This is a genomic window from Burkholderia pseudomultivorans (assembly GCF_001718415.1).
Taxonomy (GTDB): domain Bacteria; phylum Pseudomonadota; class Gammaproteobacteria; order Burkholderiales; family Burkholderiaceae; genus Burkholderia; species Burkholderia pseudomultivorans_A.
Genome location: NZ_CP013378.1, coordinates 3,349,538 through 3,375,294 on the forward strand (window position 1 = coordinate 3,349,538; position 25,757 = coordinate 3,375,294).

A 25,757-nucleotide genomic window follows, 5' to 3' on the forward strand; every position below is an offset into this window, starting at 1 on the left:
GCTTCGCGCGCGCTCGATGACCTATACCGGCGCTGTGTCGAGTTTATTCCCGCCGCATGGATGCAAAACGGAAAATAACCGGATACCCACGCCGGGACAGGCGCAGACAAGCACTGCCCGCGTTACGGCGTGCTGCTCCAGTAACCGGGGCGCGCATAGGCGTCGCGCAGATAGTCGATGAAATAGCGCACGCGCGCGGGCACATAGCGCTGCTGCGGATAGACCGCAAGAATGTCGTAGTCGGGCAGCGCGTATTCGTCGAGCACGGTCTCGAGTTCGCCCGTTTCGAGCTGGGCGGCGATTTCCCACGTCGAGCGCCAGCCGAGCCCGAGGCCTTCGGCCACCCAGCGATGCAGCAGTTCGCCGTCGTTGCAGTCGAGATTGCCCGTCACGCGCATCGTCACGATCTTGCCGTGACGCTGGAAATACCAGCCGCGGTTCTGCCCGCCCTGCAGGTTGAACGCGAGACAGTTGTGCTGCAGCAGGTCGTCGAGCGATTTCGGGCGCCCGTGCCGGCGAAAGTATCCGGGCGTGCCGCAGACGACGCGCCGGTTCGACGCAAGCTTCACCGCGACGAAGTTCGGGTCGACCGCGCCGCCGATCCGGATCGACAGGTCGTAGCCTTCGCGCACCAGGTCGACGACGCGATCGGTCAGGTTGAACGACAGCTGCATCTCGGGCTTGTCGGCGAGAAAGCCCGGCGCATGCGGCGCGACGTGCTTGCGGCCGAACGCGGCCGGCGCGGACACGATCAGGTGCCCGCTGACCGCCCGCCGCCCGGCGGCCAGCTCGTTCTCGGCCTGGTCCCACTCGCTGAGCAGCCCGCGGCAGCGTTCGAGGAAGGCCGCGCCCTCCTCGCTGACGACGAGCCGCCGCGTCGAGCGATACATCAGCTTCACGCCGAGCCGCTTTTCGAGCGCGTCGATGCGCCGCCCGAGCACGACCGGCGACACGCCCTCCTCGAGCGCCGCCGCCGCCAGGCTCCCCGCGTCCGCCACCCGCACGAACGTCTCGATCTGCTTGAAACGATCCATCCCTGTCTCCGTTGGACCAGTTGCCGGCGCGCAGGCAGCCGTACCGGTCCGATGCTTCGACGACGCGCGGAGCGTGCAGCCACGCCCGGCCGCGCGGGCCCGCCGCCCGCCGTCCGGCATCGGCGAAAGCCCCGTCCACCCGTCATTCGATACTTTTAGTTTCGAAATAAGCGACTTCGGCTGATCTTATCAAACCTTTCCTGCATCCCTAAAGTGTCCTCAACAGATCGATTACCGAGATCCACCCCATTTCAGGTTCAAGGAGACATTCATGGCCAAGATGAGAGCTGTCGACGCCGCCGTGCTCGTGCTCGAGAAGGAAGGCATCCAGACCGCGTTCGGCGTGCCCGGCGCGGCAATCAACCCGTTCTACTCCGCGATGCGCAAGTCGGGCGGCATCAGCCACGTGCTGGCCCGCCACGTCGAAGGCGCGTCGCACATGGCCGAAGGCTTCACGCGTGCCGCGCCGGGCAACATCGGCGTGTGCATCGGCACGTCCGGCCCGGCCGGCACCGACATGATCACGGGCCTGTACTCGGCATCGGCCGACTCGATTCCGATCCTCGCGATCACGGGCCAGGCGCCGCGCGCGCGTCTCTACAAGGAAGACTTCCAGGCCGTCGACATCGAGTCGATCGCGAAGCCCGTCACCAAGTGGGCCGTCACCGTGCGCGAGCCGGCGCTGGTGCCGCGCGTGTTCCAGCAGGCGTTCCACCTGATGCGCTCGGGCCGCCCGGGCCCGGTGCTGGTCGACCTGCCGATCGACGTGCAGCTCGCCGAGATCGAATTCGACATCGACACGTACGAACCGCTGCCGGTCTACAAGCCGGCGGCCACCCGCGCGCAGATCGAGAAGGCGCTCGCGATGCTCAACGACGCGGACAAGCCGCTGATCGTGTCGGGCGGCGGCGTGCTCAACGCGGCGGCCGAGGACCTGCTCGTGCAGTTCGCCGAAACGATCGGCGTGCCGGTGATCCCGACGCTGATGTCGTGGGGCGCGATTCCCGACGACCACCCGCTGATGGCCGGCATGGTCGGCCTGCAGACGTCGCACCGCTACGGCAACGCGACGATGCTCGCCTCCGACTTCGTGCTCGGCATCGGCAACCGCTGGGCGAACCGCCACACCGGCAGCGTCGACGTCTACACGAAGGGTCGCAAGTTCGTGCACGTCGACATCGAGCCGACGCAGATCGGCCGCGTGTTCGGCCCCGATCTCGGCATCGTGTCCGATGCGAAGGCCGCGCTCGAACTGTTCGTCGCGGTGGCGCAGGAATGGAAGGCCGCCGGCAAGCTGAAGGACCGCAGCGCGTGGGTTGCCGAATGCCAGGAGCGCAAGCGCACGCTGCAGCGCAAGACGCACTTCGACAACGTGCCGGTCAAGCCGCAGCGCGTGTACGAAGAGATGAACAAGGTGTTCGGCCGCGATACCTGCTACGTCAGCACGATCGGCCTGTCGCAGATCGCCGCCGCGCAGTTCCTGCATGTGTTCAAGGCGCGCAACTGGATCAACTGCGGCCAGGCGGGCCCGCTCGGCTGGACGATTCCCGCCGCGCTCGGCGTGCGTGCGGCCGATCCGAGCCGCCCGATCGTCGCGCTGTCCGGCGACTACGACTTCCAGTTCATGATCGAGGAACTGGCGGCCGGCGCGCAGTTCAAGCTGCCGTACGTGCACGTGGTCGTGAACAACTCGTACCTGGGGCTGATCCGCCAGGCGCAGCGCGCGTTCGACATGGACTACTGCGTGCAGCTCGCGTTCGACAACGTGAACGCGCCGGAGCTGAACGGCTATGGCGTCGACCATGTGGCGGTGGCCGAAGGCCTCGGCTGCAAGGCGCTGCGCGTGTTCAAGCCGGAAGAGATCGAACCCGCGCTGAAGCAGGCGCAGTCGCTCGCGGAAGAGTTCAGCGTGCCGGTGGTCGTCGAGGTGATCCTCGAGCGCGTGACGAACATCTCGATGGGCACCGAGATCGATGCGATCAACGAGTTCGAGGAACTGGCCGAGAAGGCCGAGCACGCGCCGACCGCGATCTCGATGCTCGACTGACCCGCAGGACATTTTTTGACTGACCGACCGAAGAGGCTTAGCTCATGCCGAAGTTTGCTGCAAACCTGACCATGCTGTTCAACGAAGTGCCGTTCCTCGACCGCTTCAAGGCGGCCGCGGACGCGGGCTTCGACGCCGTCGAGTTCCTGTTCCCGTACCCGTATGCGAAAGAGGAACTCGCCGAACGGCTCGAGACGCACCGCCTGCGCCTCGTGCTGCACAACCTGCCGGCCGGCAACTGGGACCAGGGCGAGCGCGGGATCGCGTGCCTGCCCGATCGCATCGGCGAATTCCAGGAAGGCGTCGGCCGCGCGATCGAGTACGCGAAGGCGCTGAAGGTGCCGCAGCTGAACTGCCTCGTCGGCATTCCGTCGGCGAGCACCGCGCGTGACAAGACCTTCGTGACGATCGTCGACAACCTGCGCTTCGCGGCCGATGCGCTCAAGCGCGAAGGCATCCGCCTGCTGGTCGAGCCGTGCAACAGCTTCGACATCCCGGGCTTCGCGCTGAACCGTTCGGCCGAAGGGCTCGACGTGATCCGCGCGGTCGGCTCGGACAACCTGTTCCTGCAGTACGACATCTATCACATGCAGCGCATGGAAGGCGAACTGGCCGCGACGATCGAACGCAACCTCGCGTCGATCGGCCACGTGCAGCTCGCGGACAACCCGGGCCGCAACGAGCCGGGCACCGGCGAGATCAACTACGCGTTCCTGTTCGCGCTGCTCGACCGGCTCGGCTATAGCGGTTACGTCGGCTGCGAATACAAGCCCCGCACCACCACGACGGAAGGACTCGGCTGGCTGCAAAGCGTCGCCGGCTGCGCAGCGGGTTCCGCGCGCCGCGCCGCCTGAGCCCCCGCCTTCCCCGTTTTCGCCCCTATAGGAGACTTTCACATGGCAACCATCGGTTTCATCGGCCTCGGCATCATGGGCGCGCACATGGCGCGCAACCTGCTCAAGGGCGACCACCAGCTCGTCGTGAACGGCGCGTTCCCGATCCCCGACGATCTGCGCGCGAGCGCGAAGGTCGTCGCGAACTCGACCGAAGTCGCGCAGAACGCGGACATCATCATCTCGATGGTGCCGGATACGCCCGACGTGCGTAACGTGCTGTTCGCCGACGACGGCGTCGCGAAAGGCCTGACGGCCGGCAAGCTCGTGATCGACATGAGCTCGATCTCGCCGCTCGACACGCAGGAATTCGCGAAGCAGATCAACGCGCTCGGCTGCGACTACCTCGACGCGCCGGTGTCCGGCGGCGAAGTCGGCGCGCGTGAAGCGTCGCTGACGATCATGGTCGGCGGCCCGGAGAAGGCGTTCGAGCGCGCCAAGCCGCTGTTCGAGAAGATGGGCAAGAACATCACGCTCGTCGGCGACAACGGCGCGGGCCAGACCTGCAAGGTCGCGAACCAGATCATCGTCGCGCTGAACATCGAGGCCGTCGGCGAAGCGCTGCTGTTCGCCGCGCGCTCGGGCGCGGATCCGGAGCGCGTGCGCCAGGCGCTGATGGGCGGCTTCGCGGCGTCGCGCATCCTCGAGGTGCACGGCGCGCGGATGACGAAGCGCACGTTCGATCCGGGCTTCCGCATCGAGCTGCATCAGAAGGACCTGAACCTCGCGCTCGACGGCGCACGCAAGCTCGGCCTCGCACTGCCGCACACCGCGAGCGCGCAGCAGCTGTTCAGCGTGTGCGCATCGCACGGCGGCAAGGCATGGGATCACTCGGCGCTCGTGCGCGCGCTCGAAATCATGTCGAACTTCGAGATCGAGAAGACCGCAGGCTGAGCGCAGGCCGCGTGACGCGGATGCCATGACGCGCGCTCCGTCGCAATGACGGACGCGCGGGAAACACAGCGCGACGGGCCATGGCCGGTCGCATCGATGCGCACGGCGCATCACGGTGGGGCGCCCCGCCGCGTATCGCTATCGCGTGCGCGGCGGGGCGAAAAACGCCGCTCTGGGCTGAGAGCGGCGTGGTGGGGTCCGCAGCGGCACCCGGCGGCGCCGGGGAAGCCTTGGTCGGTCAGACGTCGTCGTCGGGTGTCCGCCTGTCGGATTTCGCGTATTACATTTCTTTACGTTCGGGCGTGCGATTTTTCATGCAATCGTCGCCATGAACGCCTACACTTTCGCCACGCCTTTCGAGAAAACCGCCGCGCCTGCGCCCGCCTCCGGTGGCCGCACCCAGCGCGGTGTTTTTTTCGCCACTTCACGGCGCGTTTTCTTTTCAACCACCTAAGGAGTGCAACGATGGGTCTTCTTTCGTTTATTAAAGAGGCGGGTGAAAAACTGCTCGGTCACGCCGACGCGCAAGCGGCGGAAGATCCGAATGCCGCGAACCAGACCGCGGCCGACGCAATCAAGAACTACATCAGCACGCAGGGTCTCGACACGTCGAACCTGACCGTCGCGTTCGACGGCGCGTCGCGCACCGTGTCGCTGTCGGGCAGCGTGCCCGATCTCGATACGAAGGCCAAGGTCAAGGTCGCGGCCGGCAACGTGCATGGCGTCGCGGGCGTCAACGACGACGGCCTGCAGCCTGACGATCCGGAAGTCCAGTACCACGACGTGAAGCCGGGCGACACGCTGTCGGCGATCGCGAAGGAAGTGTACGGCGACGCGAACAAGTATCCGGCGATCTTCGAAGCGAACAAGCCGATGCTGTCGAGCCCGGACCGGATCTATCCGGGCCAGAAGCTCGTGATTCCGCCGCAGTCCTGATCATTCGCGCGGTTTCGAGGTACAGAAAAAGCAGGCCGATGGCCTGCTTTTTTCATGGGCGCTGCCGGACCGCCGGGCCGCCCGCGCGGCGGCCGTCGCTCGGCAGTCTGTCAGCAGGTGTCGAACAGGCGCTGCAGTTCGTCGCGCGCGACGATGCCGTTCGCGAGCGCGAGCATCAGCAGCACGCGCGCCTTGAACGGGCTCAGCGACCCCGCGCTCACGAAGCCGAGCGCATCGTCGTTCGCCGCGCCGTTGCGCATCACATGCCCCGAGCCGACGCGCGAGGCGCGCACCACGGCAACGCCCGCCTTCGCCGCATCGGCCAGCGCCGCCTGCAGCGTCGCGTGGATCGAGCCGTTGCCGGTGCCCGCGACGACGAGCCCGCGCACGCCGGCCGCGACGAACGCATCGACGGCCGTGCGCGTCGCGCCCGCGTAGCTCGCGACGACGTCGACCGGCGGCCACGCATCGGCGATCGCCAGCCGCGCATCGCGCGAACGCGTGACGCGGCGCGCGAATTCGACGCGGCCGTCCTGCACCCAGCCGAGCGCGCCGAGCTCCGGCGAGTGGAACGCATCGACCGCGTAGGTGCTCGTCTTTACGACATCGCGCGCGCCGTGGATCCGGTTGTTGAACGCGACCAGCACGCCCTGCCCGCGCGCGGCCGGATCGGCGGCGACCGTCACCGCGTTCAGCAGGTTCAGCGGGCCGTCGGACGACAGCGCGGTCGCCGGACGCATCGCGGCCGTCAGCACGACGGGCTTGTCGCCGCGCGCGACCAGGTGCAGCGCGTAGGCGGTTTCCTCGAGCGTGTCGGTGCCGTGCGTGATCACGATGCCGTCGACCGCCGGGTCGGCGCTCAGCGCGGCAACGCGCGCGGCCAACGTATTCCACAGCGGCAGCGCGAGATCCTTGCTGTCGATGCTGGCGACCTGTTCGGCGTCGACGCGCGCGACCGACGCAAGCGCGGGCACCGCCTCGAGCAGGAAATTGACGCCGAGCGCGCCGGCCTGATAGCCGGCCGTGCTGGCCGCGTCGGGCGCGGCGCCGGCGATCGTGCCGCCGGTGGCGAGCACGACGATGCGCGGCAGGAGCGCCGCGGACGAAGGAGAAGCGGAGTTCGGAGTATTCATGGCCGCGATTGTAATGGTTGGCGGCCGGAATCCATCGGATTCGGCGACACCGCCGCGCCGCGCGCTCATGGTTTATCCCGATCGCCGCGGCGCGCGCGACGTCAACGCTCGCGCGACCGGCGGCGTTATAGGAAGTGCCGTTTTGGTGTTTTCACATTGATTTGCCATAATCGGAACGCGCAACACGATGCGACCCTACCCTGTGTCGCCCGGTGTGCGCGTCGTGACGGCGTCGATAACACGCAATTCACCCCATGGGAGTGTCGAAATGAAAATCCAATCGCTCGTAGCCGCAGTGCTTCTCGGCGGCATGCTGGCTTCCCCCGCATTCGCGGCGAACAGCCAGCAGGACAAGATGAAGGCCTGCAACACGCAGGCAGCCGGCAAGACGGGCGATGAACGCAAGGCGTTCATGAAGGACTGCCTGTCGGCGAAGCCCGCGAAGAAGATGAGCCAGCAGGAAAAAATGAAGGCCTGCAACACGCAGGCAGCCGACAAGAAGGGCGACGACCGCAAGGCGTTCATGAAGAGCTGCCTGAGCAACCAGCCGGCCGCCTGAGTCCCGGCGCTCCCGCATCGGATGCCGCGCACCGCTTCGGCGGGCGCGGCATTTTTGTTTTGGTTGCACGCGCATCGACGCGTGATGCCGCGATCCGCACCGCATTGTCCGGTGCGCACCGTGCGCCCGCCCCCATATGGTGCGGCAATTCGCCGCGTTTTCTTCTATGATGGCTGCAACGCGGCCCATCCAAGTACAAGAAGCGCCATCGGGCCGCCCTCGAGACGGACGCGCACGCCGCGTCAAACGGAGGCTTGGATGGCATGGAGACAACACCGCTGGTTCCGCCGCTGGGTGATCGTGATCGTGTTCTGGGCCGTGCCCGTCGCGATCGTCGCCGTGCGCGAGATCCGCGAGGAGATGGCCTACAACAAGGCCGACCTGCAGCTTGCGCTGACCACCTGGCAGCTCACCGACGCGCAGCAGGCGGCGGGCGCCGCCGCGAAGTGTCACGGCGAACCCGATGAGGCGCGCGCGGCCGGCTGCCCGGCCGACGTGCTGGCCGCCAACGCACCGCGCCAGCAGGCCGCGCGCGACGAATACATGGTGCGCCGCAATACGCTCGCGAGCTATCTGTGGCATGCGTTCGTCGGTTACTGGGTCGTGCCGGCCGCGTTCCTGTTCGCATGCGGCGTCGTGATCGCGCTGATCCGCCGCGCGCTGCGGCGCCCGCCGATCAAGCCGCCCGTCCCGCCGGTCACGCACTGACGCGACGCGTTCGCCTCATCGGACGGCCTGCCCCGCTCGCTTTCCTCGCCCGCCCGCGGGGCCGCGCGGCGCGTCGACGCCCGCGCGCCGGTGCCTCCGTTGGCGCGCCGCGACACCGCGAACCGATTTGACGCTTTTTCACGTCGGAATGAAAAGCGGCTGTAACCCGCTGTGATATAACTGCCGACGGGGTCGCTCCCTGAGCGAGACTCACTCCGAACATCATCCGATGGAGAAGAACGATGCAAAAACGGAATCTTGCGCTGAAAGCCGCCGCTGCGCTCATCGTCGGTAGCCTCGCGCTCACCGGTTGCACCACCACCCCCGACAAGCCCGACAACGCCGCGACCAACGCGTCGAAGCGTCAGGCGATCGATTCGAGCGTCGATGCCACGCTGTCGCGCATGTATTCGACCGTCAAGGGTTCGCGCGAACTCGTCGCGAAGTCGCGCGGCGTGCTGGTCTTCCCCGACGTGATCCAGGCCGGCTTCATCGTCGGCGGCCAGTCGGGCAACGGCGCGCTGCGCGTCGGCGGCAGCACGGTCGGCTACTACAACACGTCGTCGCTGTCGGTCGGCCTGCAGGCCGGCGCACAGTCGAAGGCGATCGTGTTCCTGTTCATGACGCAGGAAGCGCTCGACGAATTCCGCAACTCGGACGGCTGGGCCGCCGGCGCCGGCGCGTCGGTCGCGCTCGTGAAGATGGGCGCGAACGGCGCGGTCGACACGACCACGGCCACCGCACCGGTCCAGGTCATCGTGCTGACCAACGCGGGCCTGATGGGCGACGTGTCGATCAACGGCACGAAGGTCACGAAGCTCAAGATCTGACGCCGCGGCGTCCCCGCTCGTCCGCGCCGCGCGCGGACGATGCGCGAACGGCGATGTCCTCGCGGACATCGCCGTTTTTTTATCCGCGCGCGCCCTGCGTCAGGTCGTCGAATCGATCACCTTGAAGCGCGAGCGCTTCTGCGCGCGAATCACCGACTGGTAGACCTCGACGTACTGCTGCGCCATCCGGCGCGACGTGAAGCGCTGCTCGAAGCGCTGCCGCACACGGGCGCGCGGCAACAGGTGCAGCCGGTTCACGGCGGCCACCGCGCTGATCTCGTCCTCGACGATGAAGCCCGACACGCCTTCGTCGATCACTTCCGGCACCGCGCCGCGATTGAACGCGATCACCGGCGTGCCGCACGACATCGCCTCGATCATCACCAGCCCGAACGGCTCCGGCCAGTCGATCGGAAACAGCAGCGCATGCGCGCCGGACAGGAATTCGGCCTTCTGGTGATCGGCGATCTCGCCGATGTACTCGACGTGCGGCAGCGCGAACAGCGGCTTGATTTCGCGATCGAAGTATTCCTGGTCGGCGGAGTCGATCTTCGCCGCGATCCGGATCGGCAGCCCGCACTGGGCGGCGATCCGGATCGCCGTATCGACGCGCTTCTCGGGCGAGATGCGGCCGAGGAACGCGAGATAGCGCGGCTCGACCGGCTGCGGCATGTAGAGCGTGTCCGGCAGCCCGTGGTAGACGGTCGTCAGCCATTTCGCCTGCGGCAGCGGCTGGCGCTGCGCGTTCGAGATCGAGATCACCGGCGCCGTGTTGAACGTGTCGAACACCGGCTGCTGCTCGGGCAGGTCGAGCCGGCCGTGCAGCGTGGTCAGATACGGCGTTTCCTGGCGGTTGAAGACCGAGAACGAGTAGTAGTCCATGTGGAAATGGAGCACGTCGAAGTCCTTCGCGCGGCGCGCGACCGTCTCCATCAGCAGCATGTGCGGCGCGACGCGGTCGCGGATCGACGAGTCGAGCCGCAGCGCACGCGGCCAGACCGGCTCGAGCGTCGCCCGCGTCGTCGAATCGCCGCTCGCGAACAGCGTCACATCATGGCCGAGATCGACGAGCGCCTCGGTGATGTAGGACACGACGCGCTCCGTGCCGCCGTACAGCTTCGGCGGCACGGATTCGGTCAACGGGGCGATCTGGGCAATTCTCATGGTCCACGTCTCCTGTGTCGGCGCCTTGGCGCGTGCTCCGGCCCGATATCTGCCGCGGCCGGCCGGCGGCGGGACCGGCGCGGGCGCGGCCGTCCCTGCTTGTTCGAGGATGGCCGGCAGGCCCCGACTCGCAAAGCCGACCGGCACAGTGCCGGTCGAATATCCCGTCATTATTCGCGATCCCGATACGGGACGTCGACCGTCTTGCATTTTATGGGCGTTGTTACAGACCGGATACATTCGGGCCGACCGCCCCGGCCGCCTCCGTTCAGCGCGACGGCCATTTCCACGGCGGCAGCTCGCGCGTGTCCGCGTCGACCAGCGTAGTCGCGCCGAGCTGCTTGTCGAGCACCAGCGACTCGCAGGCGGGCTCGCGCTCGAGCGTCGCGATCAGCCGCGCCGCGTGCGACACGACGATCACCTGCGAATGCCGCGCGGCCTGCGCGATCAGGCGGCCGAGCGCCGGCAGCAGATCGGGATGCAGGCTCGTTTCCGGTTCGTTCAGCACCATCAGCGCGGGCGGCCGCGGCGTCAGCAGCGCCGCCGCAAGCAGCAGGTAGCGCAGCGTGCCGTCCGACAATTCGGCTGCCGCCAGCGGACGCAGCAGCCCGGGCTGGCGCATCAGCACGTCGAAGCGGCCGCGCCCGCCCGGATTGTCGATCTCGACCGAGGCGCCGGGAAACGCGTCGTCGATCGCCGCGTCGAGCGCCGCGCCGTCGCCGATCTCGCGGATCGTCTGCAGCGCGGCGGCCAGGTCCGCGCCGTCGTCGGCCAGCACCGGCGTATGCGTGCCGATCTGCGATTGCCGCGCGGGCGCCTGCGCGTCCGTGCGGAAATGGTCGTAGAAGCGCCACGAGCGGATCCGCTCGCGCACCGCGATCATCTCCGGCGCGCCGGTCGGATCCGCGAACTCCGTCATCATGCTGTCGAAGCTCGCGACCGGCTGCGGGATCGTGCGCCAGTCGCCGGACGCGGCGCGCGCGCGGATCTGTACGCCCTGCCGGTCGACCAGCAGCGTCGACGGACGCAGCAGCGGGCCGCCCCAGATGCATTCGCGCTTGATCACCGGATCGAGCGCGAACATCGACGCGCCGTTCTTCACCGGCAGCCCGAGATCGATCGCGTAGCCGAAGTCGTCGCACGCGAAGCCGAGCTTCAGGCTGACGGGCCCGTTGCGCACCGTGCCGGTCACCGGCACGTCGCCGGCCAGCATCGCGCGGGAAAAGCGCTCGGGCCCGGCCCACAGCGTCGAAGGCAGCCCGCCCTCGCGCGCGAGCGACGGGATCACGCGGCCCTGCGCGGTATCGGCGAGCAGCCGCAGCGCGCGGTACACGCTCGACTTGCCGCTGCCGTTCGGCCCGGTCACGACGTTCAGCGCCGCCAGCGGCACGGTCAGCTCGCGCAGCGAGCGGTAATGGGCAACGGCAAGCGTCTTCAGCGCGGTCATGGGCGATGGGATAGCGAGACGGCCGCCGTCAGCGGCCGTCGACGGCCTTCGGGTCGGCCGCCGTATTGGCCGCCGTGCTCGCGGCCGGCGGCCGCGCGTGCGGCCGTTCGGGATTCGGTTCGTCGGGCGCCGATTCGTGCGGATACAGCTCCATCCGGCTGCGCGGCAGGCACTGCGGGTAATGCCGCTGCAGGTGCGCGATCAGGCCTTCCCGCACGCGGCAGCGCAGGTCCCAGCACAGCGACGAATCGGCCGCGCTGACCAGCGCGCGCAACTGCATCGTGCGCTCGGTAGCGTCGGTGACCTGCAGCACCTGCACGCGGCCGTCCCATTCGGGCGCCGCGTGGACGAGCCGCGCCAGTTCCTCGCGCAGCGGCGCGAGCGGGGTCCGGTAGTCGACCGACAGGTACACCGTGCCGATGATCTGGGAACTGCTGCGCGTCCAGTTCGTGAACGGGTTTTCGATGATCCACTGCAGCGGCACGACGAGGCGCCGCTGGTCCCACAGCCGCACCGACACGAACGAGCCGGTGATTTCCTCGATGCGGCCCCACTCGCCCTGGATCACGACGACGTCGTCGAGCCGGATCGGCTGCGTCAGCGCGATCTGCAGCCCGGCGATCAGATTGCCGAGCACCGGCCGCGCGGCGATACCGGCGACCAGCCCCGCGACGCCGGCCGACGCGAGCAGGCTCGCGCCCACCTGCCGCACGTTCGGAAACGTCATCAGCGCGGCGCCGGTGCCGATGATCACGATCAGCACCATCACGGTCCGCACCAGCACCTTCGCCTGCGTATGGATGCGCCGCGCGTGCAGGTTGTCGGCGGTATCGATCGGATGCGCCTGGATGATCGCGTCGCCGACGCCGGCCGCGAGCCGCACCAGCAGCCAGGTCAGCGACACGATCGAGCCGACCGCCGCGGCCGTGCGCATTCCGCGCACGAACGACATGCCGTCGTCGGCCTGCAGCCACAGGAATTCGAGCGCAAGCAGCGCAAGGACGACGAGCGAAGGCTTGTCGATGTAGCGCAGGATCACGCTCATCAGCGGATACGGCTGCGCGATCCGCTTGACGATGCGCGCACCGAGACGATGCACGACCGTGACGACCAGCACGACGACGACCGACACGAACAGCGTGCCGAGCCATGAATGCAGTGGCGCATCGGCGATGCGCTGCAACTCCTCGATTGAAATCATCGGCGCCCGGGATGCTTCGGTTATGAGGCGCGCAGGCCTCGTCCTGGATGCGTCGGCGACGTCCGGCACAGGCGCGGCACACGCCCGCCCGGACACGGCTTCAGATCAGTTGCCGCCCCTGCACGGGAACGCCTTGCCGAGACCGAGCGACACCGCGGTGCTCGCGTTGTAGTCGGCCAGCTTCGGATTTTCGGCGATGTACTTGCGCACCGCGTCGGTCATCTGCTGCGCGCGGATGTCGGGCGGCAGGCAGAAATACTGGCCGACGCGCGGCCCGGTCGTGCCGCCGATCGCATCGATGGTGTTGTAGACGCCGTCGGCGGCGCCTTCGATGTAGGCTGCGCACGACGCCCGCGACTTGACGTCCGTCTTCGCGCACAGCCGGTCGAGATCCGCGCCCGTGAACGCCGCCGCCGACAACGGCACGGCAAACGCCGCGGCACAAAACATAGCCCGCAACATGGTGTTCCTTATGTCAATGCGGCCCGAGACCGCTCACTGCCTTGACCGGCGCGGCGCCGGGCGCCACTGGCCGCCCCGCCGGGGGCGACGCGGGACGCCCGGCCGCGCCGAAAACCGTCATTTTGCACTCTTTTGCGCATCTGCCGGTGCCGATGCACCGATCCGCACCGTGCGCTTGCTGAGGATGTCGATCGCGTCCGGCGCCTTGTAGTGCTTCGCGAACTCGAGCGCGGTGATGCCGAGCTGGTTCTTCACCTGCGGATCGGCGCCCTGGTCGAGCAGCAGGTTGACCGTCGACGCATGGTTGCCGCGCGCGGCCATCATCAGCGGCGTCGTGCCGTTCGGCGACGCGGTGTCGATGTACGCGTCGTGGTCGAGCAGGATCCTGACGACCGCGTCCTGGCCGTTGGTGGCCGCGTAGTGCAGCGGCGCCCAGCCCTTCTTGCTGACTTCCGCGCCCTTGTCGATCAGCAGCTTGACGAGGCCGACGTCGCCGTTCAGCGACGCGAGCATCAGCGCGTTCTCGCCGGCCTTGTCTTCCTTCTCGAGGTCGACGTTCGGCGTCGTCGCGAGCGCCGCCGCGACCTTGTCGGATTTCTCGCGCGCGGCGATCACCAGCAGCGGATCGCCGTTCGGCGCGACGGTGTTCGGATCGAGCTTGCCGCTCTTGAGCTGCTTGCCGATGTCGTCGATGTCGTCGAACTTGACCGCCTTGACGATCGCGTCCAGCGACTCGGCATGCGCGCCGGCAGCGGCGAACAGGCCGCTCGCGACGAGCGCGGCGGCGACGAGTGCGCGTTTCGGCAGAGAGTTGGTCGGCTTCGTCATTGTTGTGGGCTCCTTCCCTGGGTTGTCGGCTGCGCCGCGCGCTTAACGGGCGATCTTGAACAGCCGGAAAAAGTTCTGTGTCGTCGCGTCGGCGAGCGCCTCGACGGCGATCCCGCGCTCGGATGCGATAAAGCGTCCGACATGGCTGACGTACGCAGGTTCATTCGGCTTGCCCCGATACGGCACCGGCGCGAGGTACGGCGAGTCGGTTTCGATCAGCAGCCGGTCGAGCGGCACGCGCCGCGCGACGTCCTGCACGTCGGTCGCGTTCTTGAACGTGACGATGCCCGACAGCGAGATGTGGAAGTTCTGCGCGAGCGCCTGTTCGGCGACCGGCCACGGCTCGGTGAAGCAGTGCATCACGCCGCCCGGCACGTCCGCGCGCTCCTCGGCCATGATCCGCAGCGTGTCCTCCGACGACGCGCGCGTATGGACGATCAGCGGCTTCATCGTCGCGGTCGCGGCGCGGATGTGCGTGCGGAAACGCTCGCGCTGCCATTCCATGTCGGCGATCGAGCGGCCTTCGAGCCGGTAGTAGTCGAGGCCCGTCTCGCCGATCGCGACGACCTTCGGATGCGCGGCCAGCTCGACGAGTTCCGCGAGCGTCGGCTCCTTCGCATCCTCGTGGTCGGGATGCACGCCGACCGACGCGTAGACGTTGTCGTGCGCCTGCGCGATCGCCAGCACCTCCGGCAGCGTCTCGAGATCGACCGAGACGCACAGCGCGTGCGTGACGTCATGCTCGCGCATGTTCTCGAGCACGGCCGGCAGGCGGTCGGCGAGGCCCTTGAAATTGATGTGGCAGTGAGAGTCGACGAACATCGTGTTTCCTGAATACGTAAGGCGGCCGCGCTGCGTCGCGGCGCGCATCGGTCAGCGTTTCGCAACGCGCGAGAAACAATGCGCGCTCAAGCAAATATTTCCCGATAGCCGAGAAACAATTCCTCGAACACGAGCCGCGCGTTGAGCGGATGGTTTTCGACGGTCCGCTGCCGCGTGACGGCTTTCATGAAGCGCGCGAACGCGTTCGCATCGACCGTCTGCGCACAGCGCGCAAGCGCCGCCGCATGCGTCGGGAAGTAGCGCGGCGCGCCCGCCATCCGCTGCGCCAGCAGATCGTACAGCCAGCGCTGCAGCCAGCCGAGCACCAGCGGCACGGGCAGCTTCTGCAGCGCCTCGCCGCACGCGAACGGGTCGCACCCCGCGCCGGCCGCGAGCTGGCCGAGCGTGAAATCGCGCAGCGGCCGGTTCTCGTCGCTCGCGAGCGCCAATGCGGCAAGCGGCGCGCCGCCGGCCTCGGCGAGCAGCGCAGGCGCATCGTCGACGCCTTGCGCCGCGAGCCATGCCGCGGCCGCGTCGGGCGCCGGCACGCTCATCGGCCACTGCCGGCAGCGGCTGATGATGGTCGGCAGCAGGCGGTCGATGCGCGCCGACACGAGCACGAACACGACGCCGGGCGGCGGCTCCTCGAGCGTTTTCAGCAGTGCGTTCGACGCGGCGACGTTCAGCGCCTCGGCCGGATACAGCACGACCACGCGCGCGCCGCCGCGATGCGAGCCGACGCCGCAGAAATCGAGCAGCGCACGCACCTGCTCGATCTTGATTTCCTTGCTCGGCGCGCGGGTCTTCTTGCCGCCTTCGTCGGCATCGGCCGGCTTCGCGTCGTCCGCGGCGCCCGGCGCTTCGCCGGCCAGCGCCTCGGGCAGCACGATCCGGTAGTCCGGATGATTGCCCTGCGCGAACCACGTGCAGGCCGCGCAGGTGCCGCACGGCGCGCCGTTCGGCTGCGGCGCTTCGCACAGGAAGCCCTGTGCGAGATGCTGCGCGAACTGCAGCTTGCCGATCCCGGCCTGGCCGTGCAGCAGCAGCGCATGCGGCCATTGCGCGCGCAGCTGCTGCAGTCGGTTCCAGTCGTCGGTCTGCCACGGGTAGATCATGAAATGCGTTCCTTGCGGGTTACAGCGCGGCGAGCACGCGTTCGAGCTGCTGGCGGATCTCGGGAATCGACTGCGTCGCATCGACGATCGCGAAGCGGTGCGGCGCCTCTTCCGCGCGGCGCAGATACTCGCTGCGCGTGCGCGTGAAGAACGCGTCGGATTCGCTTTCGAACTTGTCGGGCATGCGCGCGGCGCCGCGGCGCTCGCTCGCGACCTGCGGCGCGACGTCGAACAGCACCGTCAGGTCGGGCTGGAAGCCGCCCTGCACCCAGCGTTCGAGCGTCTCGAGCTTGTCGCGCGGCAGCCCGCGGCCGCCGCCCTGGTACGCGAAGGTCGCGTCGGTGAAGCGGTCGGACACGACCCAGTCGCCGCGCGCGAGCGCGGGCTCGATCACCAGCGCGAGATGCTCGCGGCGCGCGGCGAACATCAGCAGCGCTTCGGTCTCGAGGTCCATCGGCTGGTTCAGCAGGATCTCGCGCAGCTTCTCGCCGAGCTGCGTGCCGCCCGGCTCGCGCGTGACGACGACCTGCTTGCCGGCCGAGGCCAGCCTGCCCTGCAGGCGTTCGCAGAACCATTGCAGGTGGGTGGTCTTCCCCGCCCCGTCGATGCCCTCGAACGTGATGAATTTACCGCTCGCCATTATTGCCCTCGTATGTACTTGTCCACGGCCTTGTTGTGATCGCCGAGCGTATCGGAGAACACGCTCGTGCCGTCGCCCTTCGCGACGAAATAGAGCGCGCTGGTCGGGGCCGGATTGATCGCGGCCTGCAGCGACGCGACGCCCGGCAGCGCAATCGGCGTCGGCGGCAGCCCGCGTCGCGTGTAGGTATTGTAAGGAGTGTCCGCCTGCAGGTCGCGCTTGCGCAGGCGGCCGTCGTAGGCGTCGCCGAGCCCGTAGATCACCGACGGATCGGTCTGCAGCGGCATGCCGATGCGCAGCCGGTTCGCGAACACCGCCGCGACGAATGCGCGATCGGCCGCATGTCCGGTTTCCTTCTCGACGATCGACGCGATCGTCAGCGCTTCGTAAGGCGTCTTGTACGGCAGCCCCGGTGCGCGCGCGGCCCAGGCTTCGTCGAGGCGCGTCTGCATCAGGTGGTACGCGCGCCGGTAGATGTTCAAGTCGCTCGTGCCCTTGTCGAACAGGTAGGTATCGGGAAAGAACAGCCCTTCGCCGCTGCCGCGCTGGATCGCGCTGTCCGACGCGCCGATCGCGCGCAGCAGCTCGGCGTCGCTCATGCCGGCCGTCGTGTGCGCGAGGTCGGGATTCGCATCGAGTTCCGCGCGCATCCGCTTGAAGGTCCAGCCTTCGATCACCGTGGCGACATATTCGTTGACGTCGCCGCGCGCGATCTTCTGCAGCACGTCGTAAGGCGTGACGCCGGTCTTGAACTCGTAGTTGCCGGACTTGAGCCGGCTCGACAGCCCGAGCAGGCGCGTCATCGCGACGAAGCCGAACGGCTCGACCGGCACGCCGCCGCGCTTCAGTTGCAGCGCGACGCTCTTGACGCTGCTGCGCGGCTTGATCGTGACGTCGAGCGACGCGGCGCCGAGCAGCAGCGGCCGGGTCGCCCAGTAATACCCGCCGCCCGCGCCGGCAGCGGCCACAACGACGGCCAGCACCGCGACCGTCGCGGCGCATTTCTTCAGTAGGGACATGGAACGTGACTCAGGTAAGACCCATATAATACTTGCTCGCCTTCGTCAAAGTCAGGGTTGACTGTTCCCTCATTCCATGAGCACACCGTTCGCTTCACCGGCTGCCCAGGCCGCCGCATCCGCCTCGCTCCCCGTATTCCCCCGTCCGTCCGCCGCCGATTTCGATGCGCCGGGCGCCTGCATGCCGCTTGCGCAGTTCGGCGTGATCGACGTGGCCGGCGACGATGCCGCGACGTTCCTGCACAGCCAGCTGACCAACGACATCGAGCATCTCGACGCCGCGAGCGCGCGCCTGAGCGGCTATTGCTCGCCGAAGGGCCGCCTGCTCGCGTCGTTCCTCGCGTGGCGCGCCGGCCACGGCGTGCGCCTGCTGGTGTCGAAGGACGTGCAGGCCGCCGTGCAGAAGCGGCTGTCGATGTTCGTGCTGCGCGCCAAGGCGAAGCTGACGGACGCGAGCGACGCGCTCGCGGTGGTCGGCTTCGCGGGCGACGTGCGCGACGCATTGTCGGGCATTTTCGACGCGCTGCCGGACGGCGTGCACGTGAAGGTCGACGGCCCCGCCGGCGCGCTGATCCGCGTGCCCGACGCCGCCGGCCGCAAGCGCTATCTGTGGGTCGGCCCGCGCGACGAGGTCGATGCGCGCATGGCCGCGCTCGCCGGCAAGCTGCCGGTCGTGTCGCCGGCCGTCTGGGACTGGCTCGACGTGCGCGCGGGCGAACCGCGCATCACGCAGCCGGCCGTCGAGCAGTTCGTGCCGCAGATGGTCAACTTCGACGTGATCGGCGCCGTCAACTTCCGCAAGGGCTGCTACCCGGGCCAGGAAGTGGTCGCGCGCAGCCAGTACCGCGGCACGATCAAGCGTCGCACCGCGCTCGCGCACGTCGCGGGCGACACCGACACCGTGCATGCCGGCGTCGAGCTGTTCCACAGCGACGATCCGGGCCAGCCGTGCGGGATGATCGTCAATGCGGCGGCCGCGCCCGCCGGCGGCGTCGACGCGCTCGCCGAGATCAAGCTGGCCGCGCTCGACAGCGGCAGCGTGCACGTCGGCTCGGCCGACGGCCCGGCGCTCGCGTTCGACGCGCTGCCGTACGCATGGCCGACCGAAGCCTGACGCACTGACAACCTGTTCGTGCGGCGGCCCGCAAGCGGCCGACGCCCGACCTTTCCTGCGAGAGATTCGCCCGATGTGTCTGATTGCCTTCGACTGGCAGCCTGATGCCGCCGCCGGTCCCGTGTTTACGCTGGCCGCCAATCGCGACGAGTTCTTTCGCCGCACGAGCGCGCCGCTTTCGTGGTGGGAGGACGTGCCGGGCGTACTGGCCGGCCGCGACCTCGAAGCGGGCGGCACCTGGCTCGGCGTCTCGCGCGACGGCCGCTTCGCGGCGCTGACCAACTATCGCGCGCCGTTCGACATCCGCGCGGGTGCGCCGACGCGCGGCAAGCTCGTGTCCGATTTCCTCGGCGGCCCGTCCGTCGCGCCGCTCGACTACCTCGCGCAGCTCGCCGAGCATGCGGCCGTCTACAACGGCTTCAGTCTGCTCGCCGGCGACTGGAAGCGGCGCGAGCTCGCGTGGTTCTGCAACCGCGCGGCCGAAGGCGAAAGCAGCGTGGCTGCGCCCGTCGTGGTCCCGGCCGGCGTGCATGCGCTGTCGAATGCACGGCTCGACACGCCCTGGCCGAAAGTGGTGCGCAAGCGCGCGGAACTCGGCACGCTGCTGACCGACAATCCGATGCCGCCGCTCGACGACCTGATCGCACTGATGCGCGACCCGCACGTCGCCGACGACGAGGCGCTGCCGCACACCGGCATTCCGATCGAGCGCGAGCGCGCGCTGTCGGCCGCGTTCATCGAGACGCCCGAATACGGCACGCGCGGCACGACCGCGCTGCGCGTCACGATGAAGGAAGGCGTGCGGCTGACGGTCGAGATCAAGGAGCGCTGCGACGACGACGGCTCGCACCGCACCGTGCGTCCCGGCGCGTTCGAGCGCGCGTTCACCTTCGACATCGACGCGAGCGCGCCGCGCTGACGCGCGCGGCGCCCGCTCGCGGCGTCACGGCGCGCGCGTCATCTCGACGTGCCGCACGCCCGCTTCGACGAACGGCGCGCCAGCCGCCGCGAAGCCGTGCCGCAGGTAGAACGGCACGGCCGATTCCTGCGCATAGAGCCGCACGAGCGGCTCGCCGCGACGCCGCGCGGCGTCCAGCAGCGCGATCAGCACGGCCGACCCGACGCCCTGCCCGCGCGCGTCGGCCAGCACCGCGACGCGGCCGATCGTCCCCGACGGCAGCAGCCGGCCCGTCGCGACCGCGCGGCGCGCGCCGGTCGCCGCATCGATCCGGTAAGCGACCGCATGGAACGACAGCGGATCGTCGTCGTCGAGTTCCCATTCGGGCGGAATGCGCTGCTCGCGCACGAACACCGCGTCGCGAATGCGCGCGGCATCGCCGCCCAGCGTCGTCCAGTCACCCGTTTCCACTACGCCGTCCGTCATCGCTGCCTCCACGCGGCGCTGCGGCCGCCCGCCGTCACGCGTCGTCGTCGAATGCGGCCTTCAGCGCCGCCACCGCATCGGCATGCGCGGCCCGCACTTCGGGTACGTAGCCGCCCATCTTGAAGAATTCGTGAATCATGCCCGGATAGCGGACCAGCGTGACCGTATTGCCGGCCGCGCGCAGCTTGTCCGCGTACGCGGCGCCCTCGTCGCTCAGCGGATCGTACTCGGCCGTCGCGATCCACGCGGGCGCGACGCCCGCGAACGACGGCGCGCCGCGCGTGCCGTCGAGCGGCGCGAAGCGCCAGTCGTCGCGGTCCGCCGGATCGCGCACGTATTGCGAGAAAAACCACTGGATCGTGTCCTGCGACAGCAGGTAGCCGTTCGCGAGCCGCGCATGCGACTCGGTGTCCTGGTAGCCCGTCACGCCCGGATAGATCAGCATCTGCAGCGCAAGATCGATGCCCGCGTCGCGCGCGAGCACCGCACATACCGTCGCGAGCGTGCCGCCCGCGCTGTCGCCGCCGACCGCGAGCCGCGCCGCGTCGATGCCGAACGCGGCCGCTTCGCGGTGCAGCCAGCGCAAGGCGTCGTCGGCATCGTTGACCGCGGTCGGAAACCGGTGCTCGGGCGCGAGCCGGTAGTCGACCGACAGCACCGCGCATTGCGCGTCGCGCGCGAACATCCGGCACAGCGCATCGTGCGTATCGATGCTGCCCACCGTGAAGCCGCCGCCGTGGTAGTACACCAGCGCCGGCAGCGGTTCGGCGAGGCTCGGCTCGACCGGGACGTACAGGCGCGCACCGATCGAGCTGCCGTCGCGCGTCGGCACGATGCACGCCTCGACCGAATGCATCGGCGCGGGCGGCACGTCGAGGATCGGCGCGCTCCGTTCGTATGCGGCGCGTGCCTGCTGCGGCGTCTGATGATGATAGGACGGGCGTTTCGCGCGCTCGACCATGTCGAGCACCTGGGCGATCTTCGGATTCAGCGGCATCGATGAAAACGGCGCCTGCGCGACGCCGTGAGAGGACAAGCGCCACATGATGCCACGGTGGAAACGGCCCCGCTCGGATCGACACGGGGCCGTCGACGCGCGCGCCTACGCGTCGCTCGGGCCGGGCTGTGCGTCCGGCGCGGTGCGCGTGCGTTGCCGCTTGATGTCGCGGCCGACCGCGATGCGCCGCATGTACTTGAACGTGCCGAGCGCCTTCGCGACGAAATTGCCGTCGCTGTCGCGCACCTCGCCCTCGCAATACGCCATCGTCGTCGAGCGGTGCATCACGCGGCCGTATGCGCGCAGTTCGCCGCGCCCCGGCTGCATGAAGTTCACCTTCATCTCGACCGTGACGACGCCGACGCCGTCGTCGGTCAGGCTGCGCGCGGCCATCGCGAGCGCGATGTCCGACAGCGTCATCGTCACGCCGCCGTGCGCGATGCTCCACGTGTTCATGTGCCGCTGGTCGAGCGACAGCGCGATCTCGCTTGCGCCGTCCTTCGCGGACACGAGCCGCACGCCGAGCAGGTCGACGAACGGGCTTTCGATCGACGGGATGTCCGTCCCGGATGCCGCGTCGCTCATCGTGCGCTGTCGACGAGATAGTCGAGGCACTGGCGCCCTTCGACCACGGCCACGACGAACTTCTTCACTTCCTGGTGAACCGGGTGCACCTGGTACGCGTCGAGCGCGGCCTGGTCCGCGAAATCGGACACGAGCACGACGTCGCAGGTCGCTTCGAGGCCCGGCGTCGCGATGCCGACGTCGAGCTGCAGGATGCCCGGCACGATGTCGCGGCAGCCTTCGAGCTTTTCCTTCAGGCGGAGCGCGTTCTGTGCGCGCGTCGCGCCTTCTGCCGACTCCTTCAGTTTCCACATGACGATATGTCTGATCACTTCGGTTGCTCCAGTTCGTGTTGATCCGCCGTTGCGGCTGAAACCGCTGCCGGTCATGCATGTTCCGCCGCGCCGCCATTCGCTCGCGCGAACAGCGAACGCAGGCGCGCTCGGCAAGCAGGAATCGAAACGGACATCATTCCACAGCTGCGGCGACGATGCCCGCATTTTTCTCCGTGCCGTTTGCGAACGTCGGCCGCAAGCGTACCAAACTTGCCGGTTCGGCGACGATGTCGCGGTGGTTCAAGCACCCGGCAGCACACCGCCGCCGCGATTCACTTGATCAGGCGCAGCACCTCGCGAAAACGCGGATGCCGGCTCGAGCCCAGCCATTCGAATCCGAGCATCTCGACCGTCGCGATCTGCACGCCCGCGGCGCCGAGCCGGGCGATCCCCGCGTCGCGGTCGAAGGTCCGGCGCGATCCCACCGCATCGCTGACCACCGTGACCTTGCGACCGCCGCGCAACAGGCCGAACGCCGTCTGCAACACACACACGTGCGCCTCGCAGCCGGCGACGACAACCGTGTTGCGCGCGGGCGGCAGCGCATCGACCAGACCGTCCGCACACGCGTCGAAATGGTCCTTGACGACGGTGTCCGAGCACAGATCCTTGATGTCCGGCACGTTCCTCCCGAGCTGGAGCGGGCTCTGCTCGGTACCGACGACCGGCACGCCGACCAACTGCGCAATCCGGGCCAGTCGAACGGCCTGCGCGACGACGGACGCCCCTTCGTGAATCACCGGCATCAGCCGAGCCTGAAAATCAACCAATACGAGTACCGAATCGTCGGACACGTGCAGCACGGCGCATTCTCCCGATTGACCAAGGCAGGCTCCAAGCCTACCAAAAGTCGCCGACGCCGATGGCACGATCGCGCGAATCCGAAGCGGGAATCGCCTGCCACTCGAACCGTAGGAGGAACGGCAATTGCTCGCACCACCCGATGCCGGGTGTATTCAGCGAAATCGTCGGTCGCAAAGACGATCACAACGATTCGATTCCGGTTCGACATCAATCGACAATACGCGCGTCGATTGTTTTCCAGTCAGCCGATTAGACGAGCCTCATCCCGATTATTTTGCATCTTTTACCGACCGCGCCAGAAATAATTACAACCCGGTTTAACGGAATTATCCTAAAGCTGCCCAATCAATATTGACTTCGACTTTAGCAGAACTTTAGAATCCCCTACGGCGGCTTACGTTTCATTTTCCACGCCGCCCACCCACCGGCCCTGCGCCGGGATGCCTGCAGAGCAGTCGTTGATGCCTCATCGGGGCGGCACTTCCTTTTGCTTTAAATTTCGGCATTTAATCGCCCGCCGGTTATTTTTCGCTGAGTTCGCCCCCGCATTACACCGGATTAATTCCGCATTCACCTGAATGCCGCGACACCGGAAGAAGCAGACCGAGCCTCCGCTCATTCGAGAAATCTCATAAAAATCGCCAGTCATCAGGAGGGACGTGAGATGCATCGCCTTGCGAAATCACTGTGTGCGGGAATCGTCTGCGCCGGCCTGCTCGCGGCCTGCAACGACGACGACATCGCACCGTCCAACCCGCCGTCGAACCAGGCCGCGCTGTCGTTCCGCATGGAAACCGGCGGCCAGATCAACGCGTTCTACCGCCAGGACAAGGTCGCCGCCCATCTGCTGGTGCGCTCGTCGACGAAGCCGCGCCTGCTCGTCGTGTTCCCCGCCGGCAACAGCGGCACGGGCCTGTGGTTCGACGACACCGCCCAGCCCGTCAACTGGAGCCTCGACACGGCGCCCTCCGCGCTGTCGGCGCCCGACACGCACGGCCGGCCGCTGTACGGCATCGGCGCCGACGTGTCGGTAGACACCGACACGCTGACGATCCGCCAGAGCCTGCTCAGCAACGTGCGCTTCCTGCGCGACTTCAACGGCGGCGCGACGATTCCGCCGGACATCGTCACCGCGCCGACGCTGCAAGGCAGCAGCGCGCAATGGCAGCGCGACCGCATCGACGGCGCGCCCGGCTATGCGCTGCGCATCACGCTGCGCGACGGCGGCAGCATTGCGCCGGCGGCAGGCGGCAAGCTCGTACTGCGCGCGCCGGCCGGCGCGCACACGCTGAAGCTGCACGTCGATGCGCTGTCGGGCGAAACGCCGCTGTCGCCGATCACGCGCGCCGACCTGCTGGCGCCGTCGGTGAACCCCGATCCGGTCAGCCAGAACGTGCTCGAATTCCTGAGCTTCCACGACAAGCTGCTGGCCGGCTCGTGGCAGTACGACACGTACTTCGGCCGCGACACGCTGATCTCGGTGCGCATGCTGATGCCCGTACTCGAACCCGCGGCGATCGAGGCCGGCCTGTCGTCGGTGCTGGGCCGCCTGTCGGACGACGGCAAGGTCGCGCACGAGGAAGGCATCGGCGAATTCGCGCTGGTCGACAACCGGAAGAACGGGCGGCCGAACGATCCATCGCCGACCTACGACTACAAGATGATCGACGGCGACTACCTGCTCGCGCCGATCGCCGCTGCGTGGCTAATCGACGACACGCGCGGCCAGGCACGCGCCGCCGCGTATCTGGCGCAGCGCGGCAGCGACGGGCAGACCAACGGCAGCCGCCTCGTCGTGAACCTGCTGCATGTCGCGAGCACCGCGAAACCGTTCGCGCAGCAGCCGTCGGTCGCGAACCTGATCCATCTGCGGCCCGGCGAGATCGTCGGCAACTGGCGCGACAGCACCGACGGGCTCGGAGGCGGCGTCTACCCGTACGACGTGAACGCGGTGCTGGTGCCGGCCGCACTGCGCGCGGCCAACGCGTTCCTCGCACACGGCCTGCTCGATCCGTATCTGGATGCCGCGCAGCGCGCCGCGCTCGCCGACACGGCGAACGAAGCCGCAGTCTGGGAACAGCAGGCGCCGCCGTTGTTCCAGGTCAGCGTACCGGCCGCGCAGGCGGCGGCCGACGTCTCGGCCTATGCGCCGAGCGCCGGCGTGCCGGCCGGCACGGCGCCCGGCGCGCCGCTGAGCTTCTACGCACTGTCGCTCGACCAGCAGGGCCAGCCGATCCCGGTGATGAATTCCGACGGCGGCTTCGCGCTGCTGTTCGGCACGCCGCCCGACGACCAGCTTCAGCGCATCGTCGCCGACGTCACGCGGCCGTTCCCGACCGGGCTCGTGACCGACGTCGGGATGCTGATCGCGAACCCCGCGTACGCGAGCCAGACGCTGTGGCCGAAGTTCACGAGTTCCGCGTATCACGGCACCGTGATCTGGTCGTGGCAGCAGGCGATGTGGGTGGCCGGGCTCGATCGCCAGCTGGGCCGCCAGGACCTGTCCGACGCGACGCGCGCGCTGCTCACGCAGGCGCGCCAGACGATCTGGCAGGTGATCTCGAACGGACGCGACATGCGCACGTCCGAGATGTGGACCTGGTCGTACGCGAACGGCCGGTACCAGACCGACGCATTTGGCACGCGCAGCGCGGACGCGACCGAAGCCAACGCCGCGCAGCTGTGGAGCACCACGTATCTCGCGATCCGCGACCCGCAACTGCGTACCGGCAAGTACTGGTGGCAGGCGTCGCAGAACATCCGGGACGACGGCCTGACCGCCAACAGCGCGCTAGCGGCGCGATAGCGCGCCGCGCGTCGATCGGCG

27 protein-coding genes are annotated in these 25,757 nt (G+C 68.3%); 11 read left to right on the plus strand and 16 right to left on the minus strand.

Annotation, left to right across the window (positions count from 1 at the left end; genetic code table 11):
* Nucleotides 1-122: 122 nt before the first annotated feature.
* Nucleotides 123-1,034 (minus strand): LysR family transcriptional regulator, encoded by a 912-nt coding sequence (locus WS57_RS27765; protein ID WP_009688291.1) that lies wholly within the window; start codon nt 1,032-1,034, stop codon nt 123-125.
* Between the two features lie 271 nt (nt 1,035-1,305).
* On the opposite strand from WS57_RS27765, the gene gcl reads away from it, so the two are divergent.
* From gcl to lysM, 5 genes are all read left to right on the plus strand, one after another.
* Entirely contained in the window at nt 1,306-3,081 is a 1,776-nt protein-coding gene (gcl, locus tag WS57_RS27770) for a glyoxylate carboligase (protein WP_009688290.1), read from the plus strand.
* 44 nt (nt 3,082-3,125) lie between these two features.
* Nucleotides 3,126-3,935, plus strand: a complete 810-nt coding sequence (gene hyi / locus WS57_RS27775) for a hydroxypyruvate isomerase (RefSeq protein WP_009688289.1) — start codon at nt 3,126-3,128, stop codon at nt 3,933-3,935.
* Between the two features lie 42 nt (nt 3,936-3,977).
* Nucleotides 3,978-4,868, plus strand: a complete 891-nt coding sequence (locus WS57_RS27780) for a 2-hydroxy-3-oxopropionate reductase (RefSeq protein WP_009688288.1) — start codon at nt 3,978-3,980, stop codon at nt 4,866-4,868.
* A gap of 328 nt (nt 4,869-5,196) precedes the next feature.
* The gene (locus WS57_RS38215; protein ID WP_257786277.1) at nt 5,197-5,322 is read left to right on the plus strand and encodes a hypothetical protein; all 126 of its coding nucleotides are present in this window, start codon (nt 5,197-5,199) and stop codon (nt 5,320-5,322) included.
* A gap of 11 nt (nt 5,323-5,333) precedes the next feature.
* On the plus strand, nt 5,334-5,804 hold the full coding sequence (lysM, locus tag WS57_RS27785; protein WP_069245124.1) for a peptidoglycan-binding protein LysM: 471 nt from the start codon (nt 5,334-5,336) through the stop codon (nt 5,802-5,804).
* 110 nt (nt 5,805-5,914) lie between these two features.
* Here the strand turns inward: lysM and WS57_RS27790 are convergent, their stop codons facing one another.
* Nucleotides 5,915-6,937, minus strand: coding sequence for an asparaginase (locus WS57_RS27790; protein ID WP_040127548.1), 1,023 nt, complete (start codon nt 6,935-6,937; stop codon nt 5,915-5,917).
* Between the two features lie 268 nt (nt 6,938-7,205).
* Between WS57_RS27790 and WS57_RS27795 the strand changes: the two genes are divergently transcribed.
* From WS57_RS27795 to WS57_RS27805, 3 genes are all read left to right on the plus strand, one after another.
* The gene (locus WS57_RS27795; RefSeq protein WP_040127549.1) at nt 7,206-7,496 is read left to right on the plus strand and encodes a PsiF family protein; all 291 of its coding nucleotides are present in this window, start codon (nt 7,206-7,208) and stop codon (nt 7,494-7,496) included.
* A gap of 258 nt (nt 7,497-7,754) precedes the next feature.
* The gene (locus tag WS57_RS27800; protein WP_059512741.1) at nt 7,755-8,204 is read left to right on the plus strand and encodes a hypothetical protein; all 450 of its coding nucleotides are present in this window, start codon (nt 7,755-7,757) and stop codon (nt 8,202-8,204) included.
* Nucleotides 8,205-8,446: 242 nt separating this feature from the next.
* Entirely contained in the window at nt 8,447-9,034 is a 588-nt protein-coding gene (locus WS57_RS27805; RefSeq protein ID WP_009689483.1) for a YSC84-related protein, read from the plus strand.
* 99 nt (nt 9,035-9,133) lie between these two features.
* On the opposite strand, the gene WS57_RS27810 is transcribed toward WS57_RS27805, so the two are convergent.
* The 9 genes from WS57_RS27810 to mltG form a co-directional block, all read right to left on the minus strand.
* Nucleotides 9,134-10,198 carry a glycosyltransferase family 4 protein gene (locus WS57_RS27810; RefSeq protein WP_069245496.1) on the minus strand — a complete coding sequence of 355 codons (1,065 nt, stop codon included), beginning with the start codon at nt 10,196-10,198 and terminating at the stop codon, nt 9,134-9,136.
* A gap of 268 nt (nt 10,199-10,466) precedes the next feature.
* A complete protein-coding gene (locus tag WS57_RS27815) occupies nt 10,467-11,645 on the minus strand; it encodes an AAA family ATPase (protein WP_059601964.1) in 1,179 nt (392 codons plus the stop codon).
* A gap of 28 nt (nt 11,646-11,673) precedes the next feature.
* The gene (locus tag WS57_RS27820) at nt 11,674-12,846 is read right to left on the minus strand and encodes a mechanosensitive ion channel family protein (RefSeq protein ID WP_040127553.1); all 1,173 of its coding nucleotides are present in this window, start codon (nt 12,844-12,846) and stop codon (nt 11,674-11,676) included.
* Nucleotides 12,847-12,951: 105 nt separating this feature from the next.
* Nucleotides 12,952-13,308, minus strand: a complete 357-nt coding sequence (locus WS57_RS27825; protein WP_011885036.1) for a Rap1a/Tai family immunity protein — start codon at nt 13,306-13,308, stop codon at nt 12,952-12,954.
* 117 nt (nt 13,309-13,425) lie between these two features.
* Complete coding sequence (locus WS57_RS27830) at nt 13,426-14,136, minus strand: ankyrin repeat domain-containing protein (RefSeq protein ID WP_009689490.1); 711 nt, start codon at nt 14,134-14,136, stop codon at nt 13,426-13,428.
* A 42-nt stretch (nt 14,137-14,178) separates the two neighbouring features.
* Nucleotides 14,179-14,958, minus strand: a complete 780-nt coding sequence (locus tag WS57_RS27835) for a TatD family hydrolase (protein WP_009689491.1) — start codon at nt 14,956-14,958, stop codon at nt 14,179-14,181.
* A gap of 86 nt (nt 14,959-15,044) precedes the next feature.
* Nucleotides 15,045-16,073 (minus strand): DNA polymerase III subunit delta', encoded by a 1,029-nt coding sequence (locus WS57_RS27840; RefSeq protein ID WP_060335350.1) that lies wholly within the window; start codon nt 16,071-16,073, stop codon nt 15,045-15,047.
* A gap of 19 nt (nt 16,074-16,092) precedes the next feature.
* On the minus strand, nt 16,093-16,713 hold the full coding sequence (gene tmk, locus WS57_RS27845; RefSeq protein WP_009693817.1) for a dTMP kinase: 621 nt from the start codon (nt 16,711-16,713) through the stop codon (nt 16,093-16,095).
* Nucleotides 16,713-17,732, minus strand: coding sequence for an endolytic transglycosylase MltG (gene mltG / locus WS57_RS27850; protein ID WP_059512747.1), 1,020 nt, complete (start codon nt 17,730-17,732; stop codon nt 16,713-16,715). Before mltG ends, tmk begins: the two co-directional genes overlap by 1 nt.
* Before the next feature lie 76 nt (nt 17,733-17,808).
* Between mltG and WS57_RS27855 the strand changes: the two genes are divergently transcribed.
* Together WS57_RS27855 and WS57_RS27860 are read left to right on the plus strand one after the other, a co-directional pair.
* On the plus strand, nt 17,809-18,846 hold the full coding sequence (locus tag WS57_RS27855; protein WP_059512749.1) for a YgfZ/GcvT domain-containing protein: 1,038 nt from the start codon (nt 17,809-17,811) through the stop codon (nt 18,844-18,846).
* 73 nt (nt 18,847-18,919) lie between these two features.
* Nucleotides 18,920-19,765, plus strand: a complete 846-nt coding sequence (locus WS57_RS27860) for an NRDE family protein (RefSeq protein WP_059512750.1) — start codon at nt 18,920-18,922, stop codon at nt 19,763-19,765.
* A 24-nt stretch (nt 19,766-19,789) separates the two neighbouring features.
* On the opposite strand, the gene WS57_RS27865 is transcribed toward WS57_RS27860, so the two are convergent.
* From WS57_RS27865 to WS57_RS27885, 5 genes are all read right to left on the minus strand, one after another.
* Entirely contained in the window at nt 19,790-20,230 is a 441-nt protein-coding gene (locus WS57_RS27865) for a GNAT family N-acetyltransferase (protein ID WP_059512752.1), read from the minus strand.
* Between the two features lie 34 nt (nt 20,231-20,264).
* A complete protein-coding gene (locus WS57_RS27870) occupies nt 20,265-21,227 on the minus strand; it encodes an alpha/beta hydrolase (protein ID WP_059512754.1) in 963 nt (320 codons plus the stop codon).
* A gap of 105 nt (nt 21,228-21,332) precedes the next feature.
* A complete protein-coding gene (locus WS57_RS27875; protein WP_009695813.1) occupies nt 21,333-21,812 on the minus strand; it encodes a PaaI family thioesterase in 480 nt (159 codons plus the stop codon).
* On the minus strand, nt 21,809-22,123 hold the full coding sequence (locus WS57_RS27880) for a Dabb family protein (protein ID WP_009695812.1): 315 nt from the start codon (nt 22,121-22,123) through the stop codon (nt 21,809-21,811). The genes WS57_RS27875 and WS57_RS27880 overlap by 4 nt, the downstream gene beginning before the upstream one ends.
* 275 nt (nt 22,124-22,398) lie before the next feature.
* The gene (locus tag WS57_RS27885; RefSeq protein WP_069245125.1) at nt 22,399-22,929 is read right to left on the minus strand and encodes an isochorismatase family protein; all 531 of its coding nucleotides are present in this window, start codon (nt 22,927-22,929) and stop codon (nt 22,399-22,401) included.
* A gap of 665 nt (nt 22,930-23,594) precedes the next feature.
* On the opposite strand from WS57_RS27885, the gene WS57_RS27890 reads away from it, so the two are divergent.
* Nucleotides 23,595-25,736 (plus strand): hypothetical protein, encoded by a 2,142-nt coding sequence (locus tag WS57_RS27890; RefSeq protein WP_069245126.1) that lies wholly within the window; start codon nt 23,595-23,597, stop codon nt 25,734-25,736.
* The last annotated feature ends 21 nt before the right edge of the window (nt 25,737-25,757 follow it).